Source organism: Chitinophagaceae bacterium (assembly GCA_016710165.1).
In the GTDB taxonomy this organism is placed as follows: Bacteria; Bacteroidota; Bacteroidia; order Chitinophagales; family Chitinophagaceae; genus Ferruginibacter.
This window is the reverse complement of record JADJLJ010000001.1, coordinates 978880-1005826: the sequence shown is the minus strand read 5'-3', so window position 1 is coordinate 1005826 and position 26947 is coordinate 978880. Positions and strand designations below refer to the sequence as shown.

The window sequence follows — 26947 nt, the reverse complement described above, 5'->3', positions numbered from 1 at the left end:
ACAAGTTATGGTTCAAAAAAAGTACCGCCCTCGGCCACCTGAAGCAACCAATGACAAATCCATCAGTAGCCATCGTTATCCTGAACTGGAACGGGAAGAGATTCCTGGAGCAGTTCCTGCCTTCCGTGACCGCATCAACCTATCCCAATAAAAGAATTATCGTGGCCGACAATGCTTCTACGGACGACAGCCTTGCTTTTCTCCGGCAGCAGTACCCGCAGGTGCAGGTGATACAGAACCCCGCCAATGAAGGGTTTGCCAAAGGGTATAATACGGCCCTCAAACAGGTGCAGGCCGATTACTATGTTTTGCTGAACAGTGATGTGGAAGTTACCCCCGGCTGGATCGAGCCGGTGATCGGGTTGATGGAGCCTGATAAGACCATTGCTGCCTGCCAGCCAAAAATGCTGGCCTATGCCGATAAGACCAGCTTTGAATTTGCAGGCGCCTGCGGTGGCTGGCTCCATGCATTTGGTTACCCGTTTTCACGGGGCCGGGTATTTGATGATTGTGAAAAAGATAGCGGGCAATACGATACGGTGCAGCAGTGTTTCTGGGCAAGCGGTGCAGCTTTTTTTGTGAGGGCATCTGTTTACCACGAAGTAGGCGGACTGGATGAATACTTTTTTGCACACCAGGAAGAGATCGACCTGTGCTGGCGTATGCAGCTGGCCGGGTATAAGATATTTGTTCAGCCGGCATCGGTGGTATACCATGTGGGGGGCGGTACCTTGCCCCGGGGCAACAGCCGCAAGACCTTCCTGAATTTCCGCAATAATCTCATCATGCAGGCAAAAAATTTTTCATTTGGCGAGGCCCTCTGGAAGATCCCCTTCCGGATACTGCTGGATGTCGTGGCGGCATGGCGTGCTTTACTGGGTGGCGATGGCGGGTATTTCATGGCCATACTCCGGGCGCACCTGCATTTTGCAGACTGGCTTTTCCGGAAACAAAAATATTCGGTGTTCCCTGCCCGGAGGGATGGAAAGCCGGGCGGATGGTACCATGGCTCGGCGGTTTGGGCGCATTTTATACAGAAGAAAAAGACCTTTTCAGAAATTGTTGGCGGCAAATAATTTTTTTTGATCCCCAGCCCTTATTTTTGCACAGCAAATTATAATAAAATGAGTCAGGAAATCATCGACACCAGGCATAAGGATCTTACTCATAACTGGGTATCCACTTCCCGTTTTATCTGGTTCTGCCAGGTATTCCTGGTGGTTGCTTTTATCTTAGGCGGCTGCTATAACCTGTACACACACCGGTATAAGGGCCAGCCAAAAGTTAACGTACCAGCGAATACCCTGTATAACCCCACTTACAAATAAAATTTTTATTGTAACAGCGCAAGGCTTATTTTTGCACTCCGAAAAATAAGTAAGTTCTTTATATATCGTTTAAATCGTTCCATACGTTAAAATCGTTGCAAACGTTTCAAACGTTGCAGGGTTCTAACCTTTAAACGACTTTAACGTCTTAAACGATTTTAACGACTTTAACGACTTTAACGTTTTTAACGTTCCAAACTGCGGAAATAGCTCATTTGGTAGAGCGCGACCTTGCCAAGGTCGAGGTGGCCGGTTCGAGCCCGGTTTTCCGCTCAAAAATTAATCCCGGACCTCCGGGATTTTTTTTCTCTTTTCGGTTTCACGGGGGTTCCCGATAGTCATCGGGACGATAGCCACAAGGAGTGTAAAGATGAAAAAGGAATAATTAAGTTTCACTCGGGTGGTGATCCCGATAGCCATCGGGAGGTAGACGCAGGGCTTAAGATACTGTTGGTGATAGTAAAAATAAGAGCATATTAAAAGAAAGCTTCACTCGGGTGGTGGAACTGGTAGACACGCAGGACTTAAAATCCTGTTTGCAGCAATGCAAGTGTGGGTTCAACTCCCATCCCGAGTACAAGGCCGCTTTTATTGAGCGGCTTTTTTGTGTCTCAGCGGGGTTTTCACCGCATTCACCTGAATAAGAAAACACTTGCGTGAAACCCCGATGGAGTATACCCCTGCTTTTACATTTCTTTTCTTATATATCCCTGTTGTACGCAACCCAAAAATGAAATTCCGTTCTCCTTCAAGCAACAAGACATTCAAGGCGGAGTCTCTAATAGTCCACCGCACATTGCAGCACATTTGCAAGGCACAAAAAACCCTCATCACAAAGCCAACCTTGCAAAAGAGCTGCAATACCCAACACATGACAATCAGTCCTTAAATTTGAAGGAACAAAACCCAACCCCAGAAAAGAGGAAAAAAGAAAAACCGCTTAAAGGCGGTTTCGTTTTTGCCGAATGACAGAAACTCTTCATGCTACAATATGTTGTTTTTCGTAGGGGAAATTACTTCACCTTGACAACCACTTTCCCTTTTGCACGACCAGCTTCAACATAAGCCATTGCTTCATTGGTTTGCTCAAATGGAAACACTTTATCCATCACAGGTTTTATAACACCTGCCTCTATGAGTTTTGTAATTTGGGTTAGTTGTTCGCCTTCTGATCTCATAAATAAAAAAGAAAAGTTTACGCCAAGTCGTTTGGCTTTTTTCTTAATTCCTGCACTCAAAAATTTCATTACCATTTTCAAAAACCAATTCACATTAATTTGTTTTGCAAAGTCCACATCAGGCGGACCGGAAATGGAAATAACTTTTCCGGCTGGCTTTAATATTCGCAACGACTTTTCAAGCGACTTTTTATCTTGACTGTTCAACACTACATCATAATCTTTCAGCTCGGTTTCAAAATCATCTTTCTTGTAATCAATCACAACATCAGCACCCAAACTTTTTACCAAAGCTATATTTGCAGCACTTGTAGTTGTTGCCACAGTTGCACCTAAATGTTTAGCAAACTGAATTGCAAATGTTCCGACACCACCTGAACCTGCTTGTATGAAAACCTTCTGTCCTTTTTTCAGGTTTGCTTTTTCAAAAAGTGCCTGCCAAACTGTTAAGCCAACCAATGGAATAGATGCAGCTTCCTCCATTGAAATATTTTTTGGTTTCATTGCAACATCTTTTTCATTGACAGAAATAAATTCTGCAAAAGTTCCTATTCTGAAATCAGCAGGTCTTGAATAAACTTCATCACCAACTTTGAACTTGCTTACTCTTGAACCAATTTTCGTTACGACACCTGCAACATCATGACCCAAAACAAAAGGAGTTTTGTATGGTAAAAATATTTTGAATTCACCGTCTCTTATTTTTGAATCTAAAAGGTTGACACCTGCTGAATGTATTTGCACCAATACATCATTTTCCTTTACAACAGGTTCTGCCATTGTTGTTAGATGCAGTTTTTCTTTTTTGCCGTAGCGCTTTACTTGATATGCTTTCATTATTTCTATTTTTATTTGATTTCTTATTTAGTTAAAAATGGCAATGCTTTTTTAAGAAATTCTTCATGATATTGAAATATTCCGCCATGTCCGGAATTTGGGTAAATTACTACTGGTTCTGCATTTGGAAAACGCTTTGCTAAGTCGTAAGAATTGGGTGTCGGCACCATTCTGTCGTTGTCGCCATTAGCAACTAACACTGAATGTTTAAATACACTCAAATCGGCTGGAGTATCATGTCCCCATGCTTCGATAGCTTTCAGTTGCTTTTTCAAAACACTTAGTTTTACTTTCTTATCACGGTTTGCTGTTCTTTCTTTTAATCTTTTCAGAAAATCTTTTGCAGCTACTTTACCCACTTTGTTTTGTGTAAAGAATAAATAAAACTTGGGGTCTCTGAATGTGAATAGCCCTTTAAAAATATCCTTATAGGTTAACCCAACCACGGCACTAACACCTTCTCCGCCTCTTGGACCTGTGCCGGCAAGTATTATTTTACGAGCCAACTGCGGTTCTGCTAAAAGTAATTCCTGAGTAATAAAACCGCCCATTGAAAAAGCTACTATATCTACTTGTTTGTATCCCAGGGCATGAATCAAAGCAATAGCATCTTTTGCCATATCAGCAATACTCGTTCCCTGCTCACCAGTGGTTGCACCAACACCACGATAGTCAAAAGAAATTATATGCCGATGTGCCGCAATGGCATCCATAATTTTTGGGTCGCAATTATCAAGGTTTGCCGTTAAGTGATTAAAATAAATAACAGGAATTTCACCTTGCTTACCATAAGAACGGTAGGCGAATTTTATTCCGTTAGCTTCCACGAACTGAGTGGGAACTGTAGCGTAAGTGTAATTACTACTTTGTGCATTTGGTGTTGTCATTTTAAGTAATATTAAAATTGTTAGAAGAATTGTATGTTTCATTATTAAGCTTTGTTTAATTGCTTAAGAATTGTTTTTTCTAACATCCCATAAGCAAAGTGTTGTAACGTAATTAACACAGATAAACCTTTTCCAACCAAATTTCTAAATTGAGGCTTATCTGTTTCAACCACTTTAAGCACTTTTGCTGCAACCATTGCCGGGTCTTCAGCTTGTTCTACTATGTAATTTGTGTATTTTTCATTTTTGTTCCTTAATGGGTTGTAGTCTTCAATTTTATTTAAGGTTGTTGACGAATTATTCAAAATATTTGTTTTGAAAGAACCCGGTTCAATCATGGCTACACGAATACTAAACTCTGATAATTCATAGCGTAATGCTTTGAAATATCCTTCCAAAGCATGTTTGGAAGCTGCATAGTAAGAAGTGTTTGGAAATGCAACAAGCCCTGTAATTGAGCCAACAGTAATTATTTTACCAAATTTTTGTTTCCTGAAATAGGGCAATACTGCATTTGTTACTTTGATAGTTCCCCAAAAGTTTGTTTCAAACTGCTTTCTACCTAACTCGATAGGTATTTCTTCAGCAATACCAGTAACTAAAAAGCCGGCATTGTTGATAAGAACATCTAATTGCCCTATTTCTTTGAAAATTCTTTCAGGCAAAGTGTTTATTGACTGTTCTGAATCAAGGTCTAATTCAATCATTTTGAAGGGTAGAACCGACCGCATTTTTTCGGGATTTCGACTTGTACCAATTATATTGTAACCCTTTCTGTGTAGCTCATTTGCGATAAGTAAACCAAAGCCAGAAGAAGCCCCTGTTATTAAAATATTCTTATTCATTTTTATTAGCTTTAAAATTTAAATTGTAATTTCGCTTGCATATTGCAAGTGCAAACATACAATATCACTTGCAATATGCAAGTAAATTAAATAAATATTTTTTATGCCTAAGAATAATAGAAGGTCAGATTGCCCCGTAAGTTGCTCCCTTGATGTGTGGGGAGACAAGTGGTCGCTGCTGATTATCAGAGATTTGATGTATGCAAAACAATGCACCTATGGCGACTTTTTAAAGTCAGCCGAAGGAATTGCAACCAACATTTTGGCTTCCCGATTGCTGACATTAGAAGAAAATGGAGTGATTGAAAAACTTAGTCACCCAGACAGCAAGGCAAAAGTTTTGTATAAACTCACATTAAAAGGAATTGACTTGCTGCCATTAATGATTGAAATTGGAATATGGTCTGAAAAATATTACGACATTAATAAGGATAGAAAAGCGGAACTGAAAGAAGTGAAGAAGAACAAGGAGGAATACATTAAAGCAAAAACCAAAGAATTAAGAAGTTGATAAAATTTATCCCGGTCCAGACAGACAAACCCAGCGACACGACCACTCTAACAAGCTAACGCTGCAAGTCAGGCACATGGTCAGGCACACAAACCCACAGCACAGAAGCCAACCTGCCCAAGAGCCTGTCTTGTTGTCTCAGCGGGGTTTTCACCGCAGTCACCTGGATAAGAAGACTCTTGCGTGAAACCCCGATGGAATATATCCTGTCTTTGTATATGGTTTCTTATATATCCCGTTGTCTCAGCGGGGTTTTCACCGCATTCACCTGGATAAGAAGACTCCTGCGTGAAACCCCGATGGAATATACCCCTGCTTTTACATCCCTTTTCTTATATATCCCTGTAATGCAAAGGCAGAAAATGAATACATCTTCCTTCTTTTTGTCTCAGCGGGGTTTTCACCGCATTCACCTGAATAAGAAAACACTTGCGTGAAACCCCGATGGAGTATACCCCTGCTTTTACATCCCTTTTCTTATATATCCCTGTAATGCAAAGGCATAAAATGAATGCATCTTCCTTCTTCATAAAAGGAGGCACTGCTGTGTTCATAGGATATAAAATCTTTCGCCAGTTTCCACTTTCCTGAAACCGGGTTGTGATGAATATAATTGAGTTTCTGTAAAAGAAATCTATCCGTAAAGACCGCTTTGGCATCAAAAGAATCTTTGAATACTTTGTGAACCTGGCCTTTTTTTCTTTCTCTTTCAGTAACCGCTTTTTTTAGTATATCCAGTACCCCGGACTCTTTGGTTTCTTCCAGCCTTTTCACTATTTCATAAGCCATGAACCTTTTGGCATTGCCGATGATCTTATTCAGGTTAAAACCGGTTTCGCGGAAATAGAGTATGCAGTGGAGATGGTTAGGCATAATGACATAGGCAATGGTTTCTATCTTGTTCTTACGTAAAAGAGTGAACCAGTTATATACCAGGTCATAGCTGTTGGTTGTACGTATCAGCGGCAGCCAGTTGTAGCAGGTGAACGTGCAGAAATACATGGAGTAGGTATCGGAGTGATTATACTTTACAGACATGGTGGAAAGGTAAGAACCGGAGAATACGGGGGCAAGGGATTTTCAAACTATCCCGGCTGTAACCCATTATCTTACAAGCCTGAGATACATTTCCTAATTGTTCGGCTAGTTGTATTAAACCTAGCTTGGTTTTAATTAACTTAGTTTCTTGATTCATAATCTGACTTTTTGGGGTTGATTAATTAAGTGTCGTTACTTAAAATTAATCCCAATTGTCAGATTAAGTCTTGACTAGTTCAATTAATGTGACTATTTTTCGTAATTCTTCCATTTTCAGAGTAGTTAAAGTTATTTAACGTAACTTTTCTGACTGAGTTTTAAGCCAATCCCATGCTTCCTGAGGTAGCCAGCCATTTCGATTTTTTATGTTTACCTCGACCAATAAAAATCGTTTACCTGGCATTACATCTTTTATTTCCTGCTTTAAAACTGTTGCATTATTTGTGTTTGCGATTAAGATGTAAGACGACTTAATATAATGCCACCAAGTAATTACACTAGGCAAGTTTACAATACTTTCATGTAATGTCCTATAATCTCTGACGTCGTCTCTGTCAAATGTCAATATGTATGCTCTTCTGTACATTAACTTTCCGATTCGTTTTTACCTTCTTCTAATTGTGTTGGATATGGATTGGCAATGTCAACTATGTTTTGCCCGTCAATTGGCAGTAATTTTTCCTTGTCTCCCAGTATTTCCAAAGATTGCTTTCGTAAATGATATTCTTCAGACCTTAAATAATCTGGATTCTTCATTGCGAAGAAAAAATAACTGAATGTCGCTATTAAAATAATAGTCCGGCAAAACAAAATAGGACAATTGTTACCCAGCTGAGATTTGAAAATGGCAGATATAACAGTAAGTGCAAGTACCCAAAGTCCATAGAAAAGTGGCATGTCTACCACATTCTTTACTTTGATTTTATTTACTTGCTCTGTTAATCTTGTTAAATCCATCTTTCAGAGTGTTGATATTAATTACCGCCAACGTTCAGGGCTTGGCGTAGTTTGGGAATTAGCCTTCCGTCCGCCCGCCTGTGATTCTATAAAGAAACGAAATTGTTAAGTTATTGTAAAGCAGCCAGCTGCACTGGAAGCGTAGCAAAGAACCGCTGGTGGATTAGTTAACGATCCAGCCGATAGCAGATGCTTGGCTATGTACTGAAGTTGAGATTTTTTCCGTCAAGCCCCAATTACGCCAAACCAATGTTGTGCGCAGTTATGAACGTCCTTCAGTTAGATTGAGTCTGTTTTTTAGGGCATTGTTGACATGGAAAATTTTGTCAAAATCAATTTGAATATATGGATTAGTGCAATAGTATTCCCAATTGACATTTATTTTTTGTCCAATTATACTATTTTGGAACAAAAATAAAAGCGATTCATCGATGGTTGCTTTTGAGACATCGCCGATTTGTTTTAAATACTTTTCTGAATATTCGCTGTATGTGAAGGTTTGAACTCCGATACTTTGCAGAATACCTAAATATTTTTCAATTAAAGGCTTTTGATTTATCCATTCATCCAGAAGTTCGCCATATATGTTTATTGAATAATCTCTCTCGGCAGAATAGATGTCATTTGAAGTGTAAAGCCCCGATTTAGAATTAGAATAATTTGACCGAATTTTATTCATGAAAACAATAATGTCACGTGGCCGATAAAATGATCTCCTTAGAATATGCTTAAACGGTGATGCGCCATGTCGTACTGTTCTTACCTCGAATATCGAGTTGGATTTTTGAGCTAAATCTAGTGAAATTACGACTGGCTTATATTTTTTGATACGTTCAAAAAACATATCATCTAATGATTCGGCATCCCACTTTACTTCAATAGCACTGTCTTGGTATATTTTGGTTTTGTCATTAAATCTTAATGTGTCATAAATATCAGTTCTCAACATTACAACAACTTTGATATTCTTATTAAACTCCTTATTAATGTGCTGACATGCATGAATTAGATTTATCAATACTTTAGAATGCTCATCTAATTCTTCAGTAAGCCAATTTTCATCAAGTTGATCTATTATTACAAGAAATTTTTCACTCGTTATTTCTTGTTTCAGAACTTTATATAAATAGTTGTAGAGGCTAAAGGCGTTGTATCGTAACTTCTCTTTTAATTCAGTACTTCTGGAAAGATCTTCGAAAGATATTTCTCCAGTGTTTAAAGAGATGTCTGCAGGGCCGTCAACCGATGGAAAACTAATTTTTTCAATTCGTTGTAGTTTACCCTTGATTACTTCGATTAAAGTTGGGTTTGGTGAGCCATATATGCTCTCAAAATATTTTTTTAAAGCAGATAAATCTTTAGAAAGTTTTATTTCGTTTTTTTCTTTTAAAGCTATGATTTGAGAAATAACTTTTACAGTAATTAAATAAAGCCAACTCTTTTGGTATGCAGTTAATTCACCTTCCATAGATTCTTTGTACATTTTATGAAAGGGCCAAGGGTAATCTTTAAAATTTAATGGAATGACATTATATTGATTTATATCATTGAAAGCTGTCTTTTTAAAATACTCATATATTGCGGTCTTTCCTGTTCCCTTTCTTCCAAGCACAAGCCATTTAGATGACTTTAGAACTTCATCAATATATTTTGTTTTAAAAAAGTATTGAATAAGTTCGTCATCACTTTCTGACGAAACTTTGAATTCAGGTAACCAATCTTTGACTGTCATTGTATTTTTTTATTTCTATATTAATAAAAATATGAAATTTTAGAATATGAAAGGCTTAAATAATTGGGTACAAATAAAAAATAGGCGAAAGTTTCAAGGGGTAATAAAAATTTGCTTTTGCCTCAACGGGATTTGCACAGCATACATTTGATTAATCAGACTATTGCGTGAAACCCCGATGGAGTTTACTCCTGGCTCTTTTCAACATCGGAATTTCGCAAAAACCTCCGTAAAACAAAGAAAATACAGTTTGTTTAAACCCCGCTACACAGATAAAATTCGGTCGCCGCCTGTTGAAAACCTGCCTGCCGGCAAGCAGGTTGATCATTGAGCGTTGGGTATTGAGCATTTTTTAAATATTCAATGATCAATGTTCAATGATCAATGTTCAATGTTCAAAAAGTATAGGGTACGGATCAAAAACCCCAAAATCCAAAACTGGGTTTTTTGGGGCCGCTAAGCAAGGGAAGTTCTACCTTATTATTTTGCGGTTACTACCTTTACAATTACCGTATTTATACCCTTATTATTATCTGGATGTTTTTTAACCTTGCTGCCTATTACCTTATTATTCAATAACCCACTAAAACTTTTCAAGTATGAGTAACCCAGAACCGGGATTCATCTCCCTGCAACAAGCCATTGACATGACCACCCGCTACCGCAACAACATGACCGCCGTTATTGACCCCCTCTATGCAGGGCGGGACATCCTTTGCATCAGCGACACGTTCAACAAAGCTGCCGTGGCCACCCTCGTAAACAAAGCAGAGTGTACGGCCATCCGTCTTTATTACGGCATGGACGAGGACCTGCAGGTTCGCCCCATCCTGGTGGCCGTGAACAGTAATAATGAGGATATCTTACCCGTAAGCAGTACCTTAGAAAATGATGTGGTAGGCGATGATATCGTGGACGACTCCGTAAGGTGTCCGCCTTATTGCCCGCCGCCATCTGCATTAAACCCTTAACCAATGAGATTATTCGAGGTTGCAGCAATATTGGGCTTTAACAGTGCGTTTGCTGCTGTTCCGGGGTTGATACGCTACCGTAAAGTGGAACCGGCGTATCAACCTTTTATTATCATCGTATGCCTTGGCTTCATTAACCATAGCCTCAGTCTCACCATGGTGTATTACACCGGGTCCAACGCCGTCAATGGAAATATCTTTGTGATCATCGAGTCGCTCTTATACATATGGCAGTTCAGCAACTGGGGACTTTTTACAAAAAGAAAGCGGACCGCCTGGTTGCCTGCATCACTGCTGAGGCCTGGCTGGCAGATAACCTTGGTGTTTCACCGCATCACAACTTAACTCCGGGTTCCGCATGTTCAGTTCTTTTATGATGGTGTTCCTGGCGATCGACCAGTTGACCTCGATGATAAACCGGGCCAAAACAGTCCTGCTGAAGAATGCCATCTTCATCATCTGCAGCGGCATGCTCATCTATTTTTCCTACAAAGCGTTTATTGAAGTATTTTTCCTCATGGAATGGAGCCGGGTCTGAAACTGGATCTATCGTATTTGATAATCTTTACCGGGATTAACTTTTTTGTAAACTTTTTATTTGCCTGGGCCGTATTATGGATACCAAAGAAGAAAGTGTCTATGCTCTCATCATAACTGCCGCAGTGTTGCTGGCCGTGATACTGGGTTATTTTATTTTCACCATCATCCGCCAGCAGAAAAAAACAAGGCAGCTTCACCTGGACAATATCCAGGCCGAGATCCGTGCGCTGGAAAGGGAACGGCAACGCATCGCCGCCGACCTGCACGACGATCTGGGGCCCCTGCTCTCGGCCGTCAAGTTCAAGATCAATGCCGTGGATATACCGGGTGAAGACGACAAGGAACTGATCGAAAAAGCCAGCCAGCATATCGACGATTCCATCACCCGCATCCGCGAGATATCCTTCGACCTGATGCCCAGCGCCCTCAACCGCAAAGGACTGATCGCCGCCATTGAAGAACTGATCCCCAAAACGGAAAAGATCTTCCCGATAAAGATCCATTTCAAACACAGCGGCGATGCCAAACTGAAACCCGAACTAATGATCAATATCTACCGGATGGTACTGGAAGTGATACAGAACACCATCAAACATTCCCACGCATCGGTGCTGTTCCTGCACCTGGCCATGGATGAAAAGAAGATCGACCTTAAATCGGAAGACAACGGCGTGGGCTTTGACCTGGAACAAGTGAAAGAGCATTCCAGCGGGCTGGGACTGAAGAACCTGTACAGCCGTGCCGAAGTGATGCAGGGCGAACTGAATATTGAAGCAAGGCCGGGCAAAGGCGTGAGCTATCATCTTATTGCACCTATAAAATAAACCCCCGAAAAATGAAGCATTATACGCCCATCAGCATCCTGATCGCCGATGACCACGAGATCTTCCGGGACGGGTTCCGCACCATGGTAAAAAAATTCCCGGAGCTGAAACTCATCGGCGAAGCAGAGAACGGCAGGGACCTGGTGACACTGGCACAGCAGCTCAACCCCGACGTGATACTCACCGATATTAAAATGCCGAAAATGGATGGGGTGGAAGCCACCCGGGAACTGGTGGGCAGCAAGCCGGGTATCAATATCATTGCCCTGTCGATGTTTGACGAAGACAACCTGATCATTGATATGCTGGAAGCCGGGGCAAAAGGCTACCTGCTCAAGAATGCAAACAAGGAAGAGATCATACAGGCCATCCGGGCAGTGAACAATGACAAGAACTATTATTGCAAGAACACGTCGGAGAAACTGTTGCAGCTGATAGCCAAGAGCAAGTTCAACCCCTATAAAAAACTCGTGAAGCCCCGGTTCTCTGAAAAGGAGATCACGGTCATCGGCCTGGTATGCGACCAGTATTCCAATAAAGAGATCGCCGAAAAGCTGAACCTAAGCATCCGTACCATTGAAGGATACCGGGAAAAGATCGAAGAGAAGATGGAAGGCTTGTTGATAAAGAACGGTATATAAGATTTGACCGCCGGTATCGGTGCGATAGTGCCGGATCAAGATCGGATATATGATGAATTTGAATGCAGGATGCAGGATGCCAGATACAAGATACAGGATGCAAGATGCAGGAAGCTGGTATCCGTTATCTGGATGCAGTGCAAGTCGGTATCTCGTATCCGGTATCCTGTATCCTGTATCCTGTATCCGGTATCTCGTATCTGCTCTCCGTTATCCGCTTACTTTTTGTATAAATACTCCACCGATCCCATGATCCTTCCTTCTTTGGAGTAGCAGCGTTCGGTGGTGCGGAGGCCGTCTTCGTAATTATAGCGCCAGGTAAAATAATAAGCGCCTTCTTTTTCGGAGGTCACCATTTTTACAAGCTGTCCTGTTTCGTTGTATTCAAACGAAGATTCGGTGAAGAGCTGTTTCTGGAAACTGTAGCGGTGCACAATATCGGTGAGCTGGTTGCGGGTATCGTAGTAATAATAATATACTTCGGAGGTCTTTGAATTCTTTTCAATGATCACGTTGCCGCTTTCATCTGCTTCAAAAGCATAAAAAGTGGTATCCCGGTTATTCCGTACCAGGATCATCTGCCGGGGTATGCCTGCCTCGTCGTAATTGTACAGGTGTTTTTCAACCACATCCATGGCATCATCATCGGCAAAGCGTTTTACGGAATGAACGGATACAAGCTTCCCGGAAGCGTCGTACACATAGCCGATGGTAGTGGCGCCTGCTTCGGATGAATCAACAGTGCGTTGCAGCACGCCCGTTTTGCTGAAATAAGAGATGAATGTGTTGGGATAAGATTGATCGGTAGCCGTATAGATCTCCACTTCGGTAAAATCCCTGGTTATCTTTTTCTGGCAGGTGAAGCCCGCTGTTTCGGTGCCGTCGGCTTCCATGGAAACCACTTTTACCCCCTTCACATTCCTGCTCTTCAGCACCGCCAGTTCCGCCATCACCTGTTTATTATTCAGGATATCGGTATAGTAATACTGGGCGGCAGATGAATGACCTGCAAACAGCAAAACACAAAGCCCGGGGAACATTTTTTTCATTACGGCCATTTTATTTTCAAAAGTAATGCAAGTTAGGCAACTGAAATTCGGCTTTTTAATTTTTTGTGACCTGTCACCCGGAGGACGGCCCCCCCAAACCATAAAAACCCTTAAACTTTATTATTTTTAACAAAATTAATACCATGAGCCGTCTCAAAGAAAGACAGCAGAAGAACTGCCTCAACTGCAATACCGACGTGCAGGGCAGGTATTGCCATGTGTGCGGACAGGAGAACATAGAACCCAAAGAATCGGTTTGGGAACTCATTTCCCATTTCTTCCGCGACATCACCCATTTTGACGGTAAGTTCTTCAGTACGGTAAAATGGCTGCTGGTACGGCCCGGGTTCCTGTCGAAGGAATACATGCAGGGCCGCCGGGCAAGTTATGTGAACCCGGTACGGATGTACATCTTCACATCGGCCTTTTTCTTTCTGATATTCTTTACCTTTTTCAAATCGGATAAGATCGATGTGCAGAATGGAACGACCGTAAATAAAAAGACGCTGTCTGATATTGCAAAAATGGATTCAGCTTTCTTTGCAGATTTTACCCGGAACATAAACCGGGAAGACGGCAAACCGGATAAACCAATGACGCGGGAGGAGTTCCGGGCTTATGTAGATACGATGCTTGTATCCTCCAATGCCAATCTCATAAATGTTAGCTACAAAACCCGCCGGCAGTACGACTCTGTGCTGAAAGCAGGCAAAGGCGATGGCTGGCTGGCACGTACCTTCACGTATAAGCTGATCGACCTGAATAACAAATACAACGGCAGGAAACTGGATGCCTTCCGGGACTTTAAGGAACTGCTGCTGCACAGCCTGCCGCAACTGCTCTTTCTCTCGCTGCCCTTGCTGGCCATGATACTGAAACTGGTCTATATACGCCGCAAGGAGTTCTATTATGTAAGCCACGGCATCTTCAGCCTGCACCTGTACATTTTCATTTTTATTGCCCTGCTGCTGATCTTCTGCCTCGACAGCCTGAACGGCATACTCGGCTGGCGGGCCATCAGCTGGCTTATCTTTTTCCTGTACCTGGGCATGTTCTTTTACGAGTATAAGGCCATGCGGAATTTTTACATGCAGCGAAGGGCCAAGACCATGATCAAATTCATACTGGTGAACATCCTGTTTTTGATCGTGTTGTGCTTTCTGTTTACCACATTTGTCCTCTTTTCCTTCTTTAAACTTTAAAAAAGATTATGTCCAATTCCAATGCTGATTCATTTCTCCGGCTGGTGAAGATCATGGATGAACTCCGGGAACAATGCCCCTGGGACAAGAAACAAACCATTCATACCCTGCGCCAGCTTACCATTGAAGAAACCTATGAGCTGGCCGACGCCATCACCGAAAGCGACTGGAGATCGATCAAAGAAGAGCTGGGCGACCTGATGCTTCACCTTGTGTTTTACGCCAGGATAGGGGCCGAGCAGCAGCAGTTCAGCCTGGATGAAGTGCTCAACGGCATCTGCGATAAGCTCATAGCCCGGCACCCGCACATTTATCCTTCGACAGGCCTGCCTACCGGCCAGGCAGGCTCAGGACTTACCCATGTAAATAACGAAGAAGATGTTAAAAGGAACTGGGAGAAACTGAAGCTGAAAGAAGGCAAGGTATCGGTACTGGCCGGGGTGCCCAAATCATTGCCATCCATGGTAAAAGCCATGCGGCTGCAGGAAAAGGCAAAGCAGGTGGGCTTTGAATGGGACAACCGGGACCAGGTTTGGGAGAAAGTGGAAGAGGAGCAGAAAGAACTTTTTGAAGCCATCCGGTCGGGGGATGTGAACAAAATGGAAGATGAATTGGGAGATGTTTTCTTCTCGCTGGTAAACTTTGCAAGGTTTTTGCAGGTAGATGCCGAGAATGCACTGGAGCGTACCAACAAAAAATTCATCCAGCGGTTTACCCAAATGGAATCAGCGGCCCTTAATACCGGCAAACCCCTGCAGGATATGACCCTGGAAGAAATGGACAGCATCTGGAACAGCATCAAGAAGCAGCAAACAAGTTAACTACCGATTGCAAAACAATAATCCTTTTAGACGTTTTATCATCCAAAACAGTTATCTGCTGATAATTGCTGCCTGGTTCATTACCATATCCTTTATCATCGACAATTACTGGTCGGGCAATTCTTCGGTAGGCGCCGTTAAAGAGAACCTGCAGGGCTATATCCACCGTCATGAAAAGGATTTTGAAAAACTGCTGGCCGATACCGCCGCCATGCAGATGATCCGGAACAACCGCTATGAAGAGGATTTCCTGCAGAAGCAGGTTGGTAAGAAATATTTTATCTACCGCTATTTTGTGAACGACATCGGCCTGCGCAAACTGGAATTCTGGAATACACAGACCGTGCTGCCCTCGGATGAGTTGCTGGCATCGGCCGACAGCACCGGGTTCATACAACTGGAGAACGGTTATTATGTGTGGCGCAAGGTAAATGATGCGTCGGGTATCCTGGTTGCACTGATTCCGGTGAAATGGAATTATTTTATCACCAATACATACCTGCGTAATACGTTTGCCACCGGGCGTGACATTGAAAGGAATTACGATATTTCCCTACAGCCCAATGCTTCCCCGGTAAGGTCGGTTCATGGCCGGCCATTATTTTACCTGACCGAAAAGCAGAACATCGTGATCCCGAAGAATAACCAGGTTGCGGTGTGGTTAAGGATATTGACCGCGATGATCGTATTGCTGTTCATTCACCTGCTGGCTAATTTTTTAGTGGCCAACAAGGGACTGGGAAAGGCTTTACTGTTTCTGCTTGCAAGTATTCTTTTACTCCGGGTCATGAGTTATTATTTGCCGGTACCGCTCAACTTCCGGCAGTTTGAATTGTTCGACCCTTCCATTTACGGTTCAAATATCGTGTTCCGGTCATTGGGCGACCTGCTGATAAATTCCATGCTGTTCACCTGGATCATTTTATTCACCCATTATCACCTGAAGGACGAGAAGATCCAGTTGGGTAATAAAAGACCTGAATTCAGATGGGTGGTGCTTGCTGCCGCCTGTGTGGGATTGCTGGTCGCAACCTTTGTTGCAGGCGATATCGTGCGCAGCCTGGTGGCTGATTCGCAGATATCCTTTGATGTGATCAATTTCTTCACGCTGAATATTTACAGTGTTACCGGTTTCGTGGTACTGTGCTGCGTGGCCATGGGGTATTTTTTACTGAGCCAGGTACTGCTCCACTTCATCCAGCCATTCTTCCCGAAAAGTTCCCCGGTATTTTACCTGGCCACGGCCATCGGCGGATTAATTTACCTCAGTTTTCAGTTGGGAAAAGAAAATGCCGGCTTTAAATTATTCATACTGGCCTGGCTCATCGTTTACCTGTTACTGTTGTACCGTGGAAACCTGGGCATATCCAGCCGCAAAGTGGCATCCCTGCGGCTTATTTTCTGGCTTTTCTTTTTTTCGGTCACCATCACTTCCGTGATCGTAGTGGAGAACAGCCGGAAGGAACTGCGTAACCGCAGGCATTATGCAGAAACACTTTCCACCAAGGCCGACCCGACCAGCGAAACCCTGCTGAATACCCTGCTCACCGATTTCCGGAGCGAATACCTGGCAGCGAATTTTCACCGGCTTACAACCGATTCATCCAGCCGGTTCTTTAAAGACAGCCTGGTGAACGGGAATTTTTCGGGCTATACCAATAAGTACGTGACCCGGATCTATACATTTGATGCCAATGAAGATCCTTTGTTCAACGATGATGGTACGGGTTTCAATGAACTGAATACCGTAATGAAGACCCAGGCAAAGCCCACCAATAACCCGGATCTTTTTTACTATGATGAATCGTACGACCGGTTCAGCTACATCAGCAAGAAGACGATCACCGATTTTGACGGGGATACCCTGGGCTATGCATTCATACTGGCCAATCCCCGTAAGTATAAAACAGATGCCCTTAACCTGGAACTTTTTTCCCGGGGCACCAGCAATGCCATTGAGAATTCGGCCGTGTATGCTTTTGCGGTGTACAATAACCTGCAACTGGTGAGCAGTCACAACGATTATGCTTTTCCAACAAAACTTACTCCCGCGCAGGTGCCTATAGAGGAATTCATGACCGTGAAGAAAGGCAGTTACGACGAACTCTGGTACCGTGCCGGGGCACAGAAGGTGGTGATCATCGCCAAAGAGAATAATTTCCTGATCGAATCCATCACCCTGTTCTCGTACCTGTTTTGCGCCTTTTTGCTGGTCACGGGCGTATTCTCGCTGCTGAATGTGCTCATCCGTACCCGGTTCAGCCGGTTCCGGTTCAGGAATTACTGGCAGCTCAGCATCCGCAACCAGATATACGGCACGGTTATCTTCATCAGCGCCATTTCGTTCATCATCATCGGGGTGGCAACCATCCTGTTCTTCATCAGCCGCTACCAGAATACAAACCGGGAAAAGCTGAGCCGGGTGATCCATGTAATGGAGAACGAAGTACGCATCTCCTTATCGGACCTGGCCATCTTCGACGATGTGGTGAAAGTTTATGATGAGGCCTACCGCGAAAAACTGGAGAAGATCATCGACAAGATATCCGAGATCCATGCCGTGGATGTTAACCTCTACGACCTGGACGGCAATTTAAAAGTGTCCTCGCTGCCCCTGCCTTACAACAAGGGCATCATCAGCACCCGGATGGACCCCATTGCCTACTACCATCTTCATAAAGGGAAGGAAGTGCAGTATTTCAAAGAAGAGAAGATCGGCAAACTGAATTTCATCAGCAACTATGTGCCGGTTATTGACGGCAGCGGCCGGGAATATGCGTACCTGAATATTCCCTACTTCACTTCGGAAAGCAAGTTGCAGGAAGAGATCGCCAATTTCCTCGTCACCATCATCAACCTCAATGCATTCATCTTTTTAATAGCCGGCATCGTGGCGCTGTTCATCACCAACCGCATCACCCGTTCCTTCTCGTTCATCAGCAAAAAAATGAAAGCGGTGAGCCTGGGGCAGCTGAACGAAGCCATCGACTGGAAGAGGGACGATGAGATCGGGGAACTGGTGAAGGAATACAACAAGATGGTGGCCAAACTGGATGACAGTGCCGTGGCCCTTGCCAAAAGCGAACGGGAGGGCGCCTGGCGTGAAATGGCCCGGCAGGTGGCGCATGAGATAAAGAACCCGCTGACACCGATGAAGCTGAGCCTCCAGTACCTGCAGAAATCCATCAGCAACGATGCAGGGAATGTAAAGGAACTTACTGCCAACGTTGCGCAGACATTGGTGGAACAGATCGATCACCTCAATCATATAGCCGGGGAGTTCAGCCAGTTTGCCAATATCGGTAACCCGCACAATGAAGTATTCAACCTGAATGATGTGATCACCCTTGCCTGCCAGCTGCATGCCGTGGACGAACGCATACGCATCAACTGGAAACCGCTGGAAGGGCCGGTGCGTATCCATGCCGACCGTACACATATCAACCGCCTCTTCACCAATCTTATATTAAATGCCATACAGGCCGTGCCGGAGGATAAGCAGGTTAACATTGATATGCTGGAATTACTGGCCGATGGAAAAGTACTGGTGAAAGTGAAGGACAATGGCAACGGTATACCGGAAGAGATGCAGGCAAAGATCTTCACACCCAATTTTACTACCAAAACCTCGGGCACCGGGTTGGGACTTGCCATGAGCAAGGGCATCGTTGAGCAGGCCAGGGGAAGGATATGGTTTGAAACGAAGGCAGGAGAGGGGACTACGTTCTTTGTGGAACTGCCGGTGGTGAATGAAAAATGATGGTATGGTCATTGGTCATTAAGTCATTAAGTCATTGGTCATTGGACACTGACTATTTTAAGGTCCCCTGCTACATGCGGCACCCAATGCCCAATGATAATTTCCTAATATCCTGTATCCGTTATCTGGTATCCGTTATCTGGTATCCGTTATCTGGTATCCGTTATCTGGTATCCGTTATCTGGTATCCAGTATCCTGTATCCTGTATCCCGTATCCTGTATCCCGTATCCCGCCTTTCCGCCAGGATCTTCTCACTCCCTGCTGGGATTATAGCCAAACCTTTTTTTGAATTCGGCGGAGAAACTGCTCACATTGTTGTACCCGATGAAATAAGCGGTCTCCGAAACATTCATTTCTTTTTCCTGGAGAAGTTGCTTTGCTTTCTGCATACGTAAGTGATGTATATGACCAAAAACCGTAGCCTGGAAGAAATGCTTATACCCTTTTTTTAGTTTGAATTCATTAAGCCCGAATGTACTGGCGATTTCTTTTAGTGTAAGGGGATCAAGGTAATGCTCATCTATGAATTCTTTTACGGAGATCAATTTATCCTTGTCAGCGGGTCGCCATTTTTCTCCAGGGTGCAGGGCCTGGTGTGTGTGCAGCTGCTCCATCTGCAGCACAAATAATTCCATCATCTTGCTTTCAATGTACAGGTAGCGGGTGAGTCCCTGGAACCGGCAATGACATATGGATCGTATGATGTCCTGCATTTCATTCCGGCAATAAACCGGGGCCGGTGATGCCAGGAACCGTTGTTTTTTTTCCAGGCTTTTCCGGAAAGCATGCCATGTACTGCCTTCGCATGCATTTACCAGCCCGTGCAGGAAGGATGGGGCATAGGTTATGGTGAGTGCATGCAATTCACCGGAATGCAGGGTATGTTCACCACTGAAATCTGTATTGTATTGCAGGTTGTGCTGCTGCCTGCTGAACCTCATGGTATCCTTTGCATTGTTAAACCTCGATTCAATATCTCCCTTTAAGATAAAGGCTGATTCCGTTGTTTCAGATGGCTGGGTATCTGCCAGTTTAACCGGATGGCCGGTTTGCAGGCAGAATTCGGTGAGTCGCATGGCTGCTGTTGCGATAGTGCGGATATTACCAGCACCCAATGCAGGTTCGCTGAAACTCATTTCCTCTTCGGAATACCGTTCATCGGCATACAGCAGCCGGTGCCCGTTATTGCCAAAATGATTATGTAAGACGGCAGTATTGATCGTATCCATTTTCCGTAAATAATGATCCGTTTATCTCAAAAGGGGAAGCGCCGGTGCGGTGCATCTTTGCATAAAATTATATAGTCATGCAAAACATTGTGAACCCAGCCGTATGTATTGATGAAAAGGCTGCATCAACTGTGAACAAACAAAGCCGGTTAACTGCTTTATGGTATCTTTTTTATCCGGTGGGGGTATTTAAAATATGGAAGGGCAAAAGAAGTGGCTGGATAAAGCTGGTATATTCTGTTCTTTACCTGCCTGTATTCCTGCTGCTGTCCGGTTACCTGGGGATCCTGTTATTTGCTGCCTTCCTTCCGCCACTGGACCGCAGTGTGGGCAACCGTACCGACAGAACTATTATTAACCGGGAAGGGAACTATGCAGCCCGGTTCTTAAAGACCGGCAAAGAAACCGGGGGTGCCTATGAACTGGTGGAAGTGGAACTGGAGCCCTACGGAGGCAACGACTGGCATTACCACAACCGGTTTACCGAACAGTTCACTGTATTGGAGGGGCGAGTGCGTATCGGGCAGAACGGGAAAGAACTGTTGTTGGATAAGGGGAAAACAATAACGGCCAGTAAAAGGGATATGCATTTCTTTAAAAATGCCCTGGACAGTAAATCGGTATTGCAGGTGAAAATTGCCCCTGCAGCCGGCTTGGAGAAAACGCTTCGGGTGGCATATGGACTGATCAATGACGGGCTCCTGAAAAATGAAATGACCAGGAACCCCTGGCACATGGCATTGCTGCTGGCGTACAGCGAATCTTACCTGCCTGGTATGCCATCCTGGTTCCAGGAACCCTTGATAAATTCGCTGGCAAAGATCGCACAATGGAAAGGAGAAGACCGGGTGCTGTACAGGTATTTTAAATAGGGAACTGGTAAACAGGTTGGGTTTTTTTTCAACGGAGTTTTGCAAAAATCTTTCTAAGAACAAAGGAAATTCCTTTGGAGAAAACCTCGCTGAGATAGAAACATCCCTTTGCTTTCTTTGCGTGCATTTCCTTTGCGTCCTTTGCGGTTCAGTCCTCTGCACAGTTGAAGGTAACCGCAAAGACCGCAAAGATCTTCGCAAAGGGGTCTTACTTTTTTGCTGAAACTTTGCAGCATACACCTGAATAATAAGACAGTTCCGTGAAACCCCGATGAAGTGTACTCTCAACATCGGGGTTTCGCATAAACTACGGTAAAAACAAAGGAAATTCCGTTGGCGAAAACCCCGCTGAAGCAAAAATTAAGAAACGGAATTTGTATTTTAAAACGAAAAAAATGCATAGTGCACGGTCAAGCCCATTGCCAATGATTGGTAGCGAAGCTGAGAAGTTGCTGGTCTTGCCCAAGTTGCATAAAACCCGATGTTGTGGGGGGAGGTCACAATTTATTACCTTTTATTGCGGTTATTTTATTTTTGACATATACATGTACCAATTCCATTCCCAACTAATTCCATCATCATCTGATAAAGCCTGACTCCAAACAGGATTTTCTTTATCTCTAGCATCCCAACGAAAAACTAATAAGACGTTTTTACCATTTAAAATATCTTTTGTAAAAAAATACCCAACATTATTTTCAAATGAACCAACAACTGGTGGATCTAATTTGCCTTGACTTGAATCAGCCCAATAGATACTCCATAATTTTGTTTTTGGATTAAAAAGTCGTACGGTCATTCCTTCAAATGGTTGCCCATCAAATGTTGCAAGGAAATTGTCAATATTTCCAATTCCATTTAATACTCTATACATTTCTTGCGTCGACTCAAATTCTATCCATTCATTGCAATTAGTTAATCTCGATTTGAGTTTTTTATTTTGAAGTTTCCATTTGCCTTCAAAAAAGTCAAAATCATGTTTTGATGAAGAGGGAGTAGGTTCAATTATTAATTCTCCTTTTGAATCGAGATTTATTTTTGGAATATTTAGAGTCTCATTTTTCGACATAAGTGTTTCGATAGTTAGTATAATAAACGTAAAGCCACACAACAAAGACAGCTACCGAGCAGGGCTTTGTGCAGGTGTGGCATTAGTATTCCGTCCGCCCACAGCCGCTGCTGATTGAAAAACTGAAGTTGAAGTTAAGAACTAAAGCCCAAAGTTGTTTGTCCAGCCCGAACCACAGCCTGGATTTGCAATTGGCTGAAGTTTGTTTGTCAGGCCACACTTGCACAAAACCCAAGTTGGCTGTAGTTATTCTTCACCGAAATGATAAAACTGATATTTTTTTTCCAAAATAAGTCGGTCTAAAATTCTATATAAACTGTCCGTTGCCGGTAAGTCTACATTGTCGATAGATATGTCCTTGTTTGGAAATTCAGAACCACGAAGTTTTATTGAAGAGACAAGCCCATCAAATGCCATTCCTTTAGGTTTGTAACTTGTCTTTAAAGTGTCCAGGTGCAAAGATTTTAATGCTTGAAATAAACTGTCACTTTGCACAGATGTAAGACTTCTTTTGTAGACATTTTTTCTTTTGCAATTCTCCAAGTCACAATGAGTGTCAACCATTATGGATTTATCGTCAACGATGTAATAAATCGTCAAACCCACTGCACCAGCAAAATGCCGAATTTCAATTGAATACTTGTGAGAAATTGTCCTGCAATTAAGTGTCACCAGACTTAAGGTTGCTAATATGAAGAGTTTTACGTGTAGCATTGTTAATTACAGCTAACTCAAAAATAGGCGAAAGTTTCAGCTTATTAATTTTTCGCAAATACAACTCGATCAATCCATATTAACCCTCATTTATTCAACAACAACTTCCTCAAACTTGCCAAATGACTCAGCAGCACCAGCGGCACCACACAGCAGGGCAGCCACACAAAGGGGAAATACAGGATGGCGATATTGGGCTGGTCGAGGCCAAACTGCTGAAAAGAGGATGGGGCAGAAAACACCGCAGTGATGACAATATTAAAAAGCAAGCCAAGGCATAGCAGGTTCCAGGCAACCAGGATCATTTTACGGGGCTGGTTATTTGCAAAACCTATGTAAAAGATGATGGGGGCCGTAATGCCGGCAATGATATCAAAGTTCCTCCCGGCAAAGGTCATTATATCAGGTACAGCTTTATTAAGGAATAACCAGTAGAGGGTCAACTCCACCGGTATGCGAACGATATGCAGTATGGTCATGGTCCTGGGGTCGAGGCCATCTAGGTATTTTCTTCCCGCAGGTACCAGGAACAGGATGATGATAAAAACAATGGCCGGTACTGCGATCAGTGCAAACCGGGGTGGAAAGGTATCCGTGACGGTATAAAATCCACTAAAAGCCAGGCCGGCCTGCACCAGCATCCATCCGGTAATTACAGTTAATGTTGTTATAGACCTGTTGGCAGCCCTGTAAAAAAGAAAAACCGTTAGCAAGGTGGTAATTATAAAAACAATATTAATGTAGAGGGGTAATTCGGGGATCATGATGATTGTTTTCCGAAAAATAGTTTAATAAAGTTGTATTTGCAATGCCAGGTGAACCACATTAAACCTGTTTGAACCACATAGGAACATAGGAAACATAGAAAATGCATCAAAACAACATTCAACCAAATTGGACCACATAGGAAACATAGAAAATACATAAAAACGACATTCAACAATATTCAACCACATTCAACCACATTCAACCAATTTCAACCACATTCAACCATATAGGGACCAACTATCTCTCCTATATGCCTAAATGCCTCAGCTAAATCACTTTCACCGCCTTCCGCTCCTGTATAAAGTTTTCAAACTGCGCCAGCCCCATGCTGCTCAGGTTCTGTTCTTTGGTCACCATGGCTTTTTGTGCCGCCAGTACGCCATAGCGGGTGTCGCTGAACCCTTCAATGCTGTGGGCATCGGGATCAATGGAGATCATCACGCCTTTTTCAAGCGCAAGGTAAATATGCCGCCAGTCAATATCCAGCCTGCTCGGGTGTGCATTCAGTTCTATCACCACCTTATTGGCTGCACAGGCATCCACTATTTTTTTATGATCAACGGGGTATCCTTTTCGGCTGAGCAATAACCTGCCGGTCATATGCCCCAGTATGGTTGTATAAGGATTTTCAATGGCAGCGATCAGCCGTTGCATCGCTTTTTCTTCGGTCATACTTAATATGCTGTGCACCGATGCGATGACGAGGTCGAAGGTTGACAGTATTGAATTGGAATAGTCGAGGCTTCCGTCGTAGAGGATATCGCTTTCAATGCTTTTGAATATTTTGAAGCCGGCCAGTTTGCTGTTCAGTTCATCCACTAACTGGTGCTGGGCTTTTATCCGTTCTTCGTTCAGTCCATTGGCATAAAATGCACTTTTGCTGTGGTCGCTGATCACCAGGTATTCCAGTCCCTGTGCTTTGGCGGCAAGGGCCATTTCTTCCAGGGTATTGCTGCCGTCACTCCAGTTGCTGTGACTGTGGATGATGCCCCTGATATCGAAGGGTTGGATAAGTTCAGGCAGGGGCGCTTTTTTAGCCCGGTCAATTATTGTGGGCATTTCCCGCAGGCAGGCTGGTATATGGGAGATGCCCGCCTGGGCAAAAAGGGGCTGGTCATCGGCCCCGGAAACCTTGCTGAAATCCAGGTTGGGGTAGCGGGAGAGGAAGTTTTCGCTGAATTCGGGGCTGGAACCGGTAACGAAGAGCCTTTTTTCCACATCGGTTTCCCCGGTATGAAGCCTCAGTTTGAGGCCGTTGAGCAGCTTATATAATAAGGTACCCGGTTTTTCCTCCAGCAGTTCGGGCGGGTTGGCCGACTGGAATTTTGGCTTGATGGCCTCATTGCTGCTTTTGATCACGTATTACAGTTCTTCAATGATCTCCAACTGCCGTTTGAAACTGCCTGTGATGAATACATTTTCCGGGCCGAATGACTTTTCAAGATAGGCGGTTATTTGCGGTACTACGGCCTCCACCTGGGGATGTAAATAACTGCCGTGACTGCTTAAATAAAATTCAATGCTCTCCATCACATTCTGCTGGGTCTTTTCGCCAAAGCCCTTATATAATTTAAGCCGGTTCTCTTTGCAGGCGTATAAAAGTTCACCGATGCTTTCGATCTGCATCTCTTTCCAGATGGTGGATATTTTTTTTGGACCGATGCCTTTTATGTTCAGCATTTCGATCACACCCGCGGGTGTTTTAGCGATCATTTCCTGCAATGCCTGGAGAGAACCGGTCTCTAACAGTTCGATTATTTTTTTCCCGGAGGATTCTCCGATGCCTTTAAACCCGAAGATCTTTTCATGCGGCGCATCCGTTAACTGCACCGGAAGTTTTTCAATATTGAATGCAGCCGCTGCATACGATTTTGCCTTAAAACTGTTTTCTCCGTGTATGTCCATCAATTTGGCCAGCAGGGAAAAATTTTCGGCTATTTGGTAGTTATCCATACCTAAAAGTAACAAATAAGGCAATTGGGCGGTTTTGGCCGGGGCGGCTGAAAACGGGAAAATCAACCATAAATGATGCAAAGGAGGAACAGCGCAATGGATAAAATGATGCGGAAAATGAAAATGCCGGACAGGAAAAAATGAAAACGGTTTTGTTTACCGGTACAGGAAAAAGTAAGATTTGAGCATAGCTGGGAACGGAAGATCTGAAAATAACTGCCGGAATGGTTCCCGTTGAAACCCTTTGTGGACGGGAGTTTCTGAAAAGAAAAAGTCCCGAAGAACTTCCGGGACTTTCAAGATATTTTGCTTTTCTAAAAAAGCGAAGATTATTTCTTCTTTGCAGCTTTCTTCTTAGGAGCAGCTTTCTTTTTAGGAGCAGCTTTCTTCTTAGGAGCAGCTTTTTTTGCAGCTTTTTTCTTTGTTGCCATTTTTTTAAAATTTAATTGGTTAGTAAATAATACTTAAAAGTATAAATATTTTTTAAACTACCAAAAAAATATTAAAAAATTTTAAGCCGTAGCTTCCACTGCGGCAACCGATACAAGGGTCTTATCTCCTTTGGTTTTTTTGAATTCAACCAGTCCGTCTGTCAATGCAAAGATGGTAAAGTCTTTTCCGATACCAACATTTTTGCCAGGATGGTAGGTGGTACCACGCTGGCGGAGAATGATATTCCCGGCGATCGCAGGCTGACCACCATAAATTTTTACACCCAATCTTTTGCTTTGTGAATCACGACCATTTTTTACCGAGCCTTCACCTTTTTTATGTGCCATGTTTTATGAGTTTGTAGTTTGTAGTTTGTAGTTTGTAGTTGATCACTTCTGAAGTGCAGCAACCGTTAACTATTAACTGTTAACTTTTTTATTAAGCAATTCCTGTTACTTTGATCTGTGTATACTGGGTACGGTGACCGTGTTTTTTACGGAAACCCTTCCTTCTTTTCATCTTAAAAGCGATCACTTTGTCGCCCTTAACCAGGTCGCTGATGATCTCGGCTTTAACCACCGCTTTCACGTCGCTGCCCAGAACAACTTTTCCGTTGTTGTCGGTCATCAATACATCGGCAAATTCTACTGAATCACCGGCTTTGCCCTCGATGTGAGGAACATATAAGCTATCGCCAGCCTTCACCTTGAACTGCTGACCTGCTATTTTAACTACTGCTAACATAAATATCCCAAATTTAGGACGGCAAAGGTAAGGGTTTACTGCT

General features: G+C 43.3%; 26 protein-coding genes, 2 tRNA genes and 2 pseudogenes. 15 read left to right on the top strand and 15 right to left on the bottom strand.

Going from position 1 to position 26947, the window contains the following annotated elements; translation table 11 throughout:
- The first annotated feature begins 50 nt into the window (after positions 1 to 50).
- The 5 genes from IPJ02_04485 (at position 51) to IPJ02_04465 (ending at position 2297) form a co-directional block, all read left to right on the top strand.
- A complete protein-coding gene (locus IPJ02_04485) occupies positions 51 to 1076 on the top strand; it encodes a glycosyltransferase family 2 protein (GenBank protein ID MBK7374829.1) in 1026 nt (341 codons plus the stop codon).
- A 48-nt stretch (positions 1077 to 1124) separates the two neighbouring features.
- Entirely contained in the window at positions 1125 to 1328 is a 204-nt protein-coding gene (locus tag IPJ02_04480) for a hypothetical protein (GenBank protein ID MBK7374828.1), read from the top strand.
- Between the two features lie 200 nt (positions 1329 to 1528).
- Positions 1529 to 1601: transfer RNA gene (locus IPJ02_04475), tRNA-Gly, on the top strand.
- Between the two features lie 218 nt (positions 1602 to 1819).
- Positions 1820 to 1905 (top strand) — tRNA-Leu (locus tag IPJ02_04470).
- Positions 1906 to 2135: 230 nt separating this feature from the next.
- Positions 2136 to 2297 (top strand): hypothetical protein, encoded by a 162-nt coding sequence (locus IPJ02_04465; GenBank protein ID MBK7374827.1) that lies wholly within the window; start codon positions 2136 to 2138, stop codon positions 2295 to 2297.
- A 44-nt stretch (positions 2298 to 2341) separates the two neighbouring features.
- Here IPJ02_04465 and IPJ02_04460 read toward each other — a convergent pair whose 3' ends face one another.
- Genes IPJ02_04460 through IPJ02_04450 form a run of 3 tightly spaced genes read right to left on the bottom strand, consistent with a single transcriptional unit; the run spans position 2342 to position 5075 of the window.
- Positions 2342 to 3343 carry an NADP-dependent oxidoreductase gene (locus IPJ02_04460; protein ID MBK7374826.1) on the bottom strand — a complete coding sequence of 334 codons (1002 nt, stop codon included), beginning with the start codon at positions 3341 to 3343 and terminating at the stop codon, positions 2342 to 2344.
- A gap of 23 nt (positions 3344 to 3366) precedes the next feature.
- Positions 3367 to 4230 carry an alpha/beta hydrolase gene (locus tag IPJ02_04455; protein ID MBK7374825.1) on the bottom strand — a complete coding sequence of 288 codons (864 nt, stop codon included), beginning with the start codon at positions 4228 to 4230 and terminating at the stop codon, positions 3367 to 3369.
- Positions 4231 to 4274: 44 nt separating this feature from the next.
- On the bottom strand, positions 4275 to 5075 hold the full coding sequence (locus tag IPJ02_04450) for an SDR family NAD(P)-dependent oxidoreductase (GenBank protein ID MBK7374824.1): 801 nt from the start codon (positions 5073 to 5075) through the stop codon (positions 4275 to 4277).
- Between the two features lie 103 nt (positions 5076 to 5178).
- On the opposite strand from IPJ02_04450, the gene IPJ02_04445 reads away from it, so the two are divergent.
- Positions 5179 to 5586 (top strand): helix-turn-helix transcriptional regulator, encoded by a 408-nt coding sequence (locus IPJ02_04445; protein ID MBK7374823.1) that lies wholly within the window; start codon positions 5179 to 5181, stop codon positions 5584 to 5586.
- A 477-nt stretch (positions 5587 to 6063) separates the two neighbouring features.
- On the opposite strand, the gene IPJ02_04440 is transcribed toward IPJ02_04445, so the two are convergent.
- The 4 genes and pseudogenes from IPJ02_04440 to IPJ02_04425 all read right to left on the bottom strand — a co-directional run bounded on the left by IPJ02_04440 (position 6064) and on the right by IPJ02_04425 (position 9313).
- Positions 6064 to 6624 carry a transposase gene (locus IPJ02_04440; GenBank protein MBK7374822.1) on the bottom strand — a complete coding sequence of 187 codons (561 nt, stop codon included), beginning with the start codon at positions 6622 to 6624 and terminating at the stop codon, positions 6064 to 6066.
- Between the two features lie 46 nt (positions 6625 to 6670).
- A pseudogene (locus IPJ02_04435) lies at positions 6671 to 6781 on the bottom strand (helix-turn-helix domain-containing protein).
- Positions 6782 to 7209: 428 nt separating this feature from the next.
- The gene (locus tag IPJ02_04430) at positions 7210 to 7581 is read right to left on the bottom strand and encodes a hypothetical protein (protein MBK7374821.1); all 372 of its coding nucleotides are present in this window, start codon (positions 7579 to 7581) and stop codon (positions 7210 to 7212) included.
- A 262-nt stretch (positions 7582 to 7843) separates the two neighbouring features.
- Complete coding sequence (locus IPJ02_04425) at positions 7844 to 9313, bottom strand: hypothetical protein (GenBank protein MBK7374820.1); 1470 nt, start codon at positions 9311 to 9313, stop codon at positions 7844 to 7846.
- Positions 9314 to 9912: 599 nt separating this feature from the next.
- On the opposite strand from IPJ02_04425, the gene IPJ02_04420 reads away from it, so the two are divergent.
- The 5 genes from IPJ02_04420 to IPJ02_04400 all read left to right on the top strand — a co-directional run bounded on the left by IPJ02_04420 (position 9913) and on the right by IPJ02_04400 (position 12289).
- Positions 9913 to 10284, top strand: a complete 372-nt coding sequence (locus IPJ02_04420; GenBank protein ID MBK7374819.1) for a hypothetical protein — start codon at positions 9913 to 9915, stop codon at positions 10282 to 10284.
- 3 nt (positions 10285 to 10287) lie between these two features.
- On the top strand, positions 10288 to 10629 hold the full coding sequence (locus IPJ02_04415) for a hypothetical protein (GenBank protein MBK7374818.1): 342 nt from the start codon (positions 10288 to 10290) through the stop codon (positions 10627 to 10629).
- Positions 10630 to 10642: 13 nt separating this feature from the next.
- Complete coding sequence (locus tag IPJ02_04410) at positions 10643 to 10822, top strand: hypothetical protein (protein MBK7374817.1); 180 nt, start codon at positions 10643 to 10645, stop codon at positions 10820 to 10822.
- A gap of 76 nt (positions 10823 to 10898) precedes the next feature.
- Positions 10899 to 11648, top strand: coding sequence for a sensor histidine kinase (locus tag IPJ02_04405; GenBank protein MBK7374816.1), 750 nt, complete (start codon positions 10899 to 10901; stop codon positions 11646 to 11648).
- A gap of 11 nt (positions 11649 to 11659) precedes the next feature.
- Positions 11660 to 12289 (top strand): response regulator transcription factor, encoded by a 630-nt coding sequence (locus IPJ02_04400; protein MBK7374815.1) that lies wholly within the window; start codon positions 11660 to 11662, stop codon positions 12287 to 12289.
- A gap of 218 nt (positions 12290 to 12507) precedes the next feature.
- Here the strand turns inward: IPJ02_04400 and IPJ02_04395 are convergent, their stop codons facing one another.
- Entirely contained in the window at positions 12508 to 13338 is an 831-nt protein-coding gene (locus IPJ02_04395; GenBank protein MBK7374814.1) for a hypothetical protein, read from the bottom strand.
- Between the two features lie 143 nt (positions 13339 to 13481).
- Between IPJ02_04395 and IPJ02_04390 the strand changes: the two genes are divergently transcribed.
- The 3 genes from IPJ02_04390 to IPJ02_04380 are packed head-to-tail and all read left to right on the top strand — an operon-like array spanning position 13482 to position 19121.
- Positions 13482 to 14540 carry a DUF3667 domain-containing protein gene (locus IPJ02_04390; GenBank protein MBK7374813.1) on the top strand — a complete coding sequence of 353 codons (1059 nt, stop codon included), beginning with the start codon at positions 13482 to 13484 and terminating at the stop codon, positions 14538 to 14540.
- Positions 14541 to 14548: 8 nt separating this feature from the next.
- Positions 14549 to 15361 carry a nucleoside triphosphate pyrophosphohydrolase gene (gene mazG, locus IPJ02_04385; GenBank protein ID MBK7374812.1) on the top strand — a complete coding sequence of 271 codons (813 nt, stop codon included), beginning with the start codon at positions 14549 to 14551 and terminating at the stop codon, positions 15359 to 15361.
- Between the two features lie 7 nt (positions 15362 to 15368).
- The gene (locus IPJ02_04380) at positions 15369 to 19121 is read left to right on the top strand and encodes a HAMP domain-containing histidine kinase (protein ID MBK7374811.1); all 3753 of its coding nucleotides are present in this window, start codon (positions 15369 to 15371) and stop codon (positions 19119 to 19121) included.
- A 253-nt stretch (positions 19122 to 19374) separates the two neighbouring features.
- On the opposite strand, the gene IPJ02_04375 is transcribed toward IPJ02_04380, so the two are convergent.
- Positions 19375 to 20352, bottom strand: a complete 978-nt coding sequence (locus IPJ02_04375) for a helix-turn-helix transcriptional regulator (protein ID MBK7374810.1) — start codon at positions 20350 to 20352, stop codon at positions 19375 to 19377.
- A 77-nt stretch (positions 20353 to 20429) separates the two neighbouring features.
- Here IPJ02_04375 and IPJ02_04370 point away from each other — a divergent pair, with 77 nt between their 5' ends.
- Positions 20430 to 21224, top strand: a complete 795-nt coding sequence (locus IPJ02_04370; GenBank protein MBK7374809.1) for a hypothetical protein — start codon at positions 20430 to 20432, stop codon at positions 21222 to 21224.
- Between the two features lie 523 nt (positions 21225 to 21747).
- On the opposite strand, the gene IPJ02_04365 is transcribed toward IPJ02_04370, so the two are convergent.
- The 6 genes and pseudogenes from IPJ02_04365 to rplU all read right to left on the bottom strand — a co-directional run bounded on the left by IPJ02_04365 (position 21748) and on the right by rplU (position 26904).
- Positions 21748 to 22293: a hypothetical protein gene (locus tag IPJ02_04365; GenBank protein ID MBK7374808.1), complete on the bottom strand. Its 546-nt coding sequence runs from the start codon at positions 22291 to 22293 to the stop codon at positions 21748 to 21750.
- Between the two features lie 246 nt (positions 22294 to 22539).
- Positions 22540 to 23007, bottom strand: a complete 468-nt coding sequence (locus tag IPJ02_04360) for a hypothetical protein (GenBank protein ID MBK7374807.1) — start codon at positions 23005 to 23007, stop codon at positions 22540 to 22542.
- An 86-nt stretch (positions 23008 to 23093) separates the two neighbouring features.
- On the bottom strand, positions 23094 to 23771 hold the full coding sequence (locus IPJ02_04355) for a hypothetical protein (GenBank protein ID MBK7374806.1): 678 nt from the start codon (positions 23769 to 23771) through the stop codon (positions 23094 to 23096).
- Positions 23772 to 24042: 271 nt separating this feature from the next.
- Positions 24043 to 25728, bottom strand: a pseudogene (locus IPJ02_04350) (DNA polymerase/3'-5' exonuclease PolX).
- A 512-nt stretch (positions 25729 to 26240) separates the two neighbouring features.
- Positions 26241 to 26507, bottom strand: a complete 267-nt coding sequence (gene rpmA, locus IPJ02_04345) for a 50S ribosomal protein L27 (protein MBK7374805.1) — start codon at positions 26505 to 26507, stop codon at positions 26241 to 26243.
- A 91-nt stretch (positions 26508 to 26598) separates the two neighbouring features.
- On the bottom strand, positions 26599 to 26904 hold the full coding sequence (gene rplU, locus IPJ02_04340) for a 50S ribosomal protein L21 (protein MBK7374804.1): 306 nt from the start codon (positions 26902 to 26904) through the stop codon (positions 26599 to 26601).
- Positions 26905 to 26947: the final 43 nt, after the last annotated feature.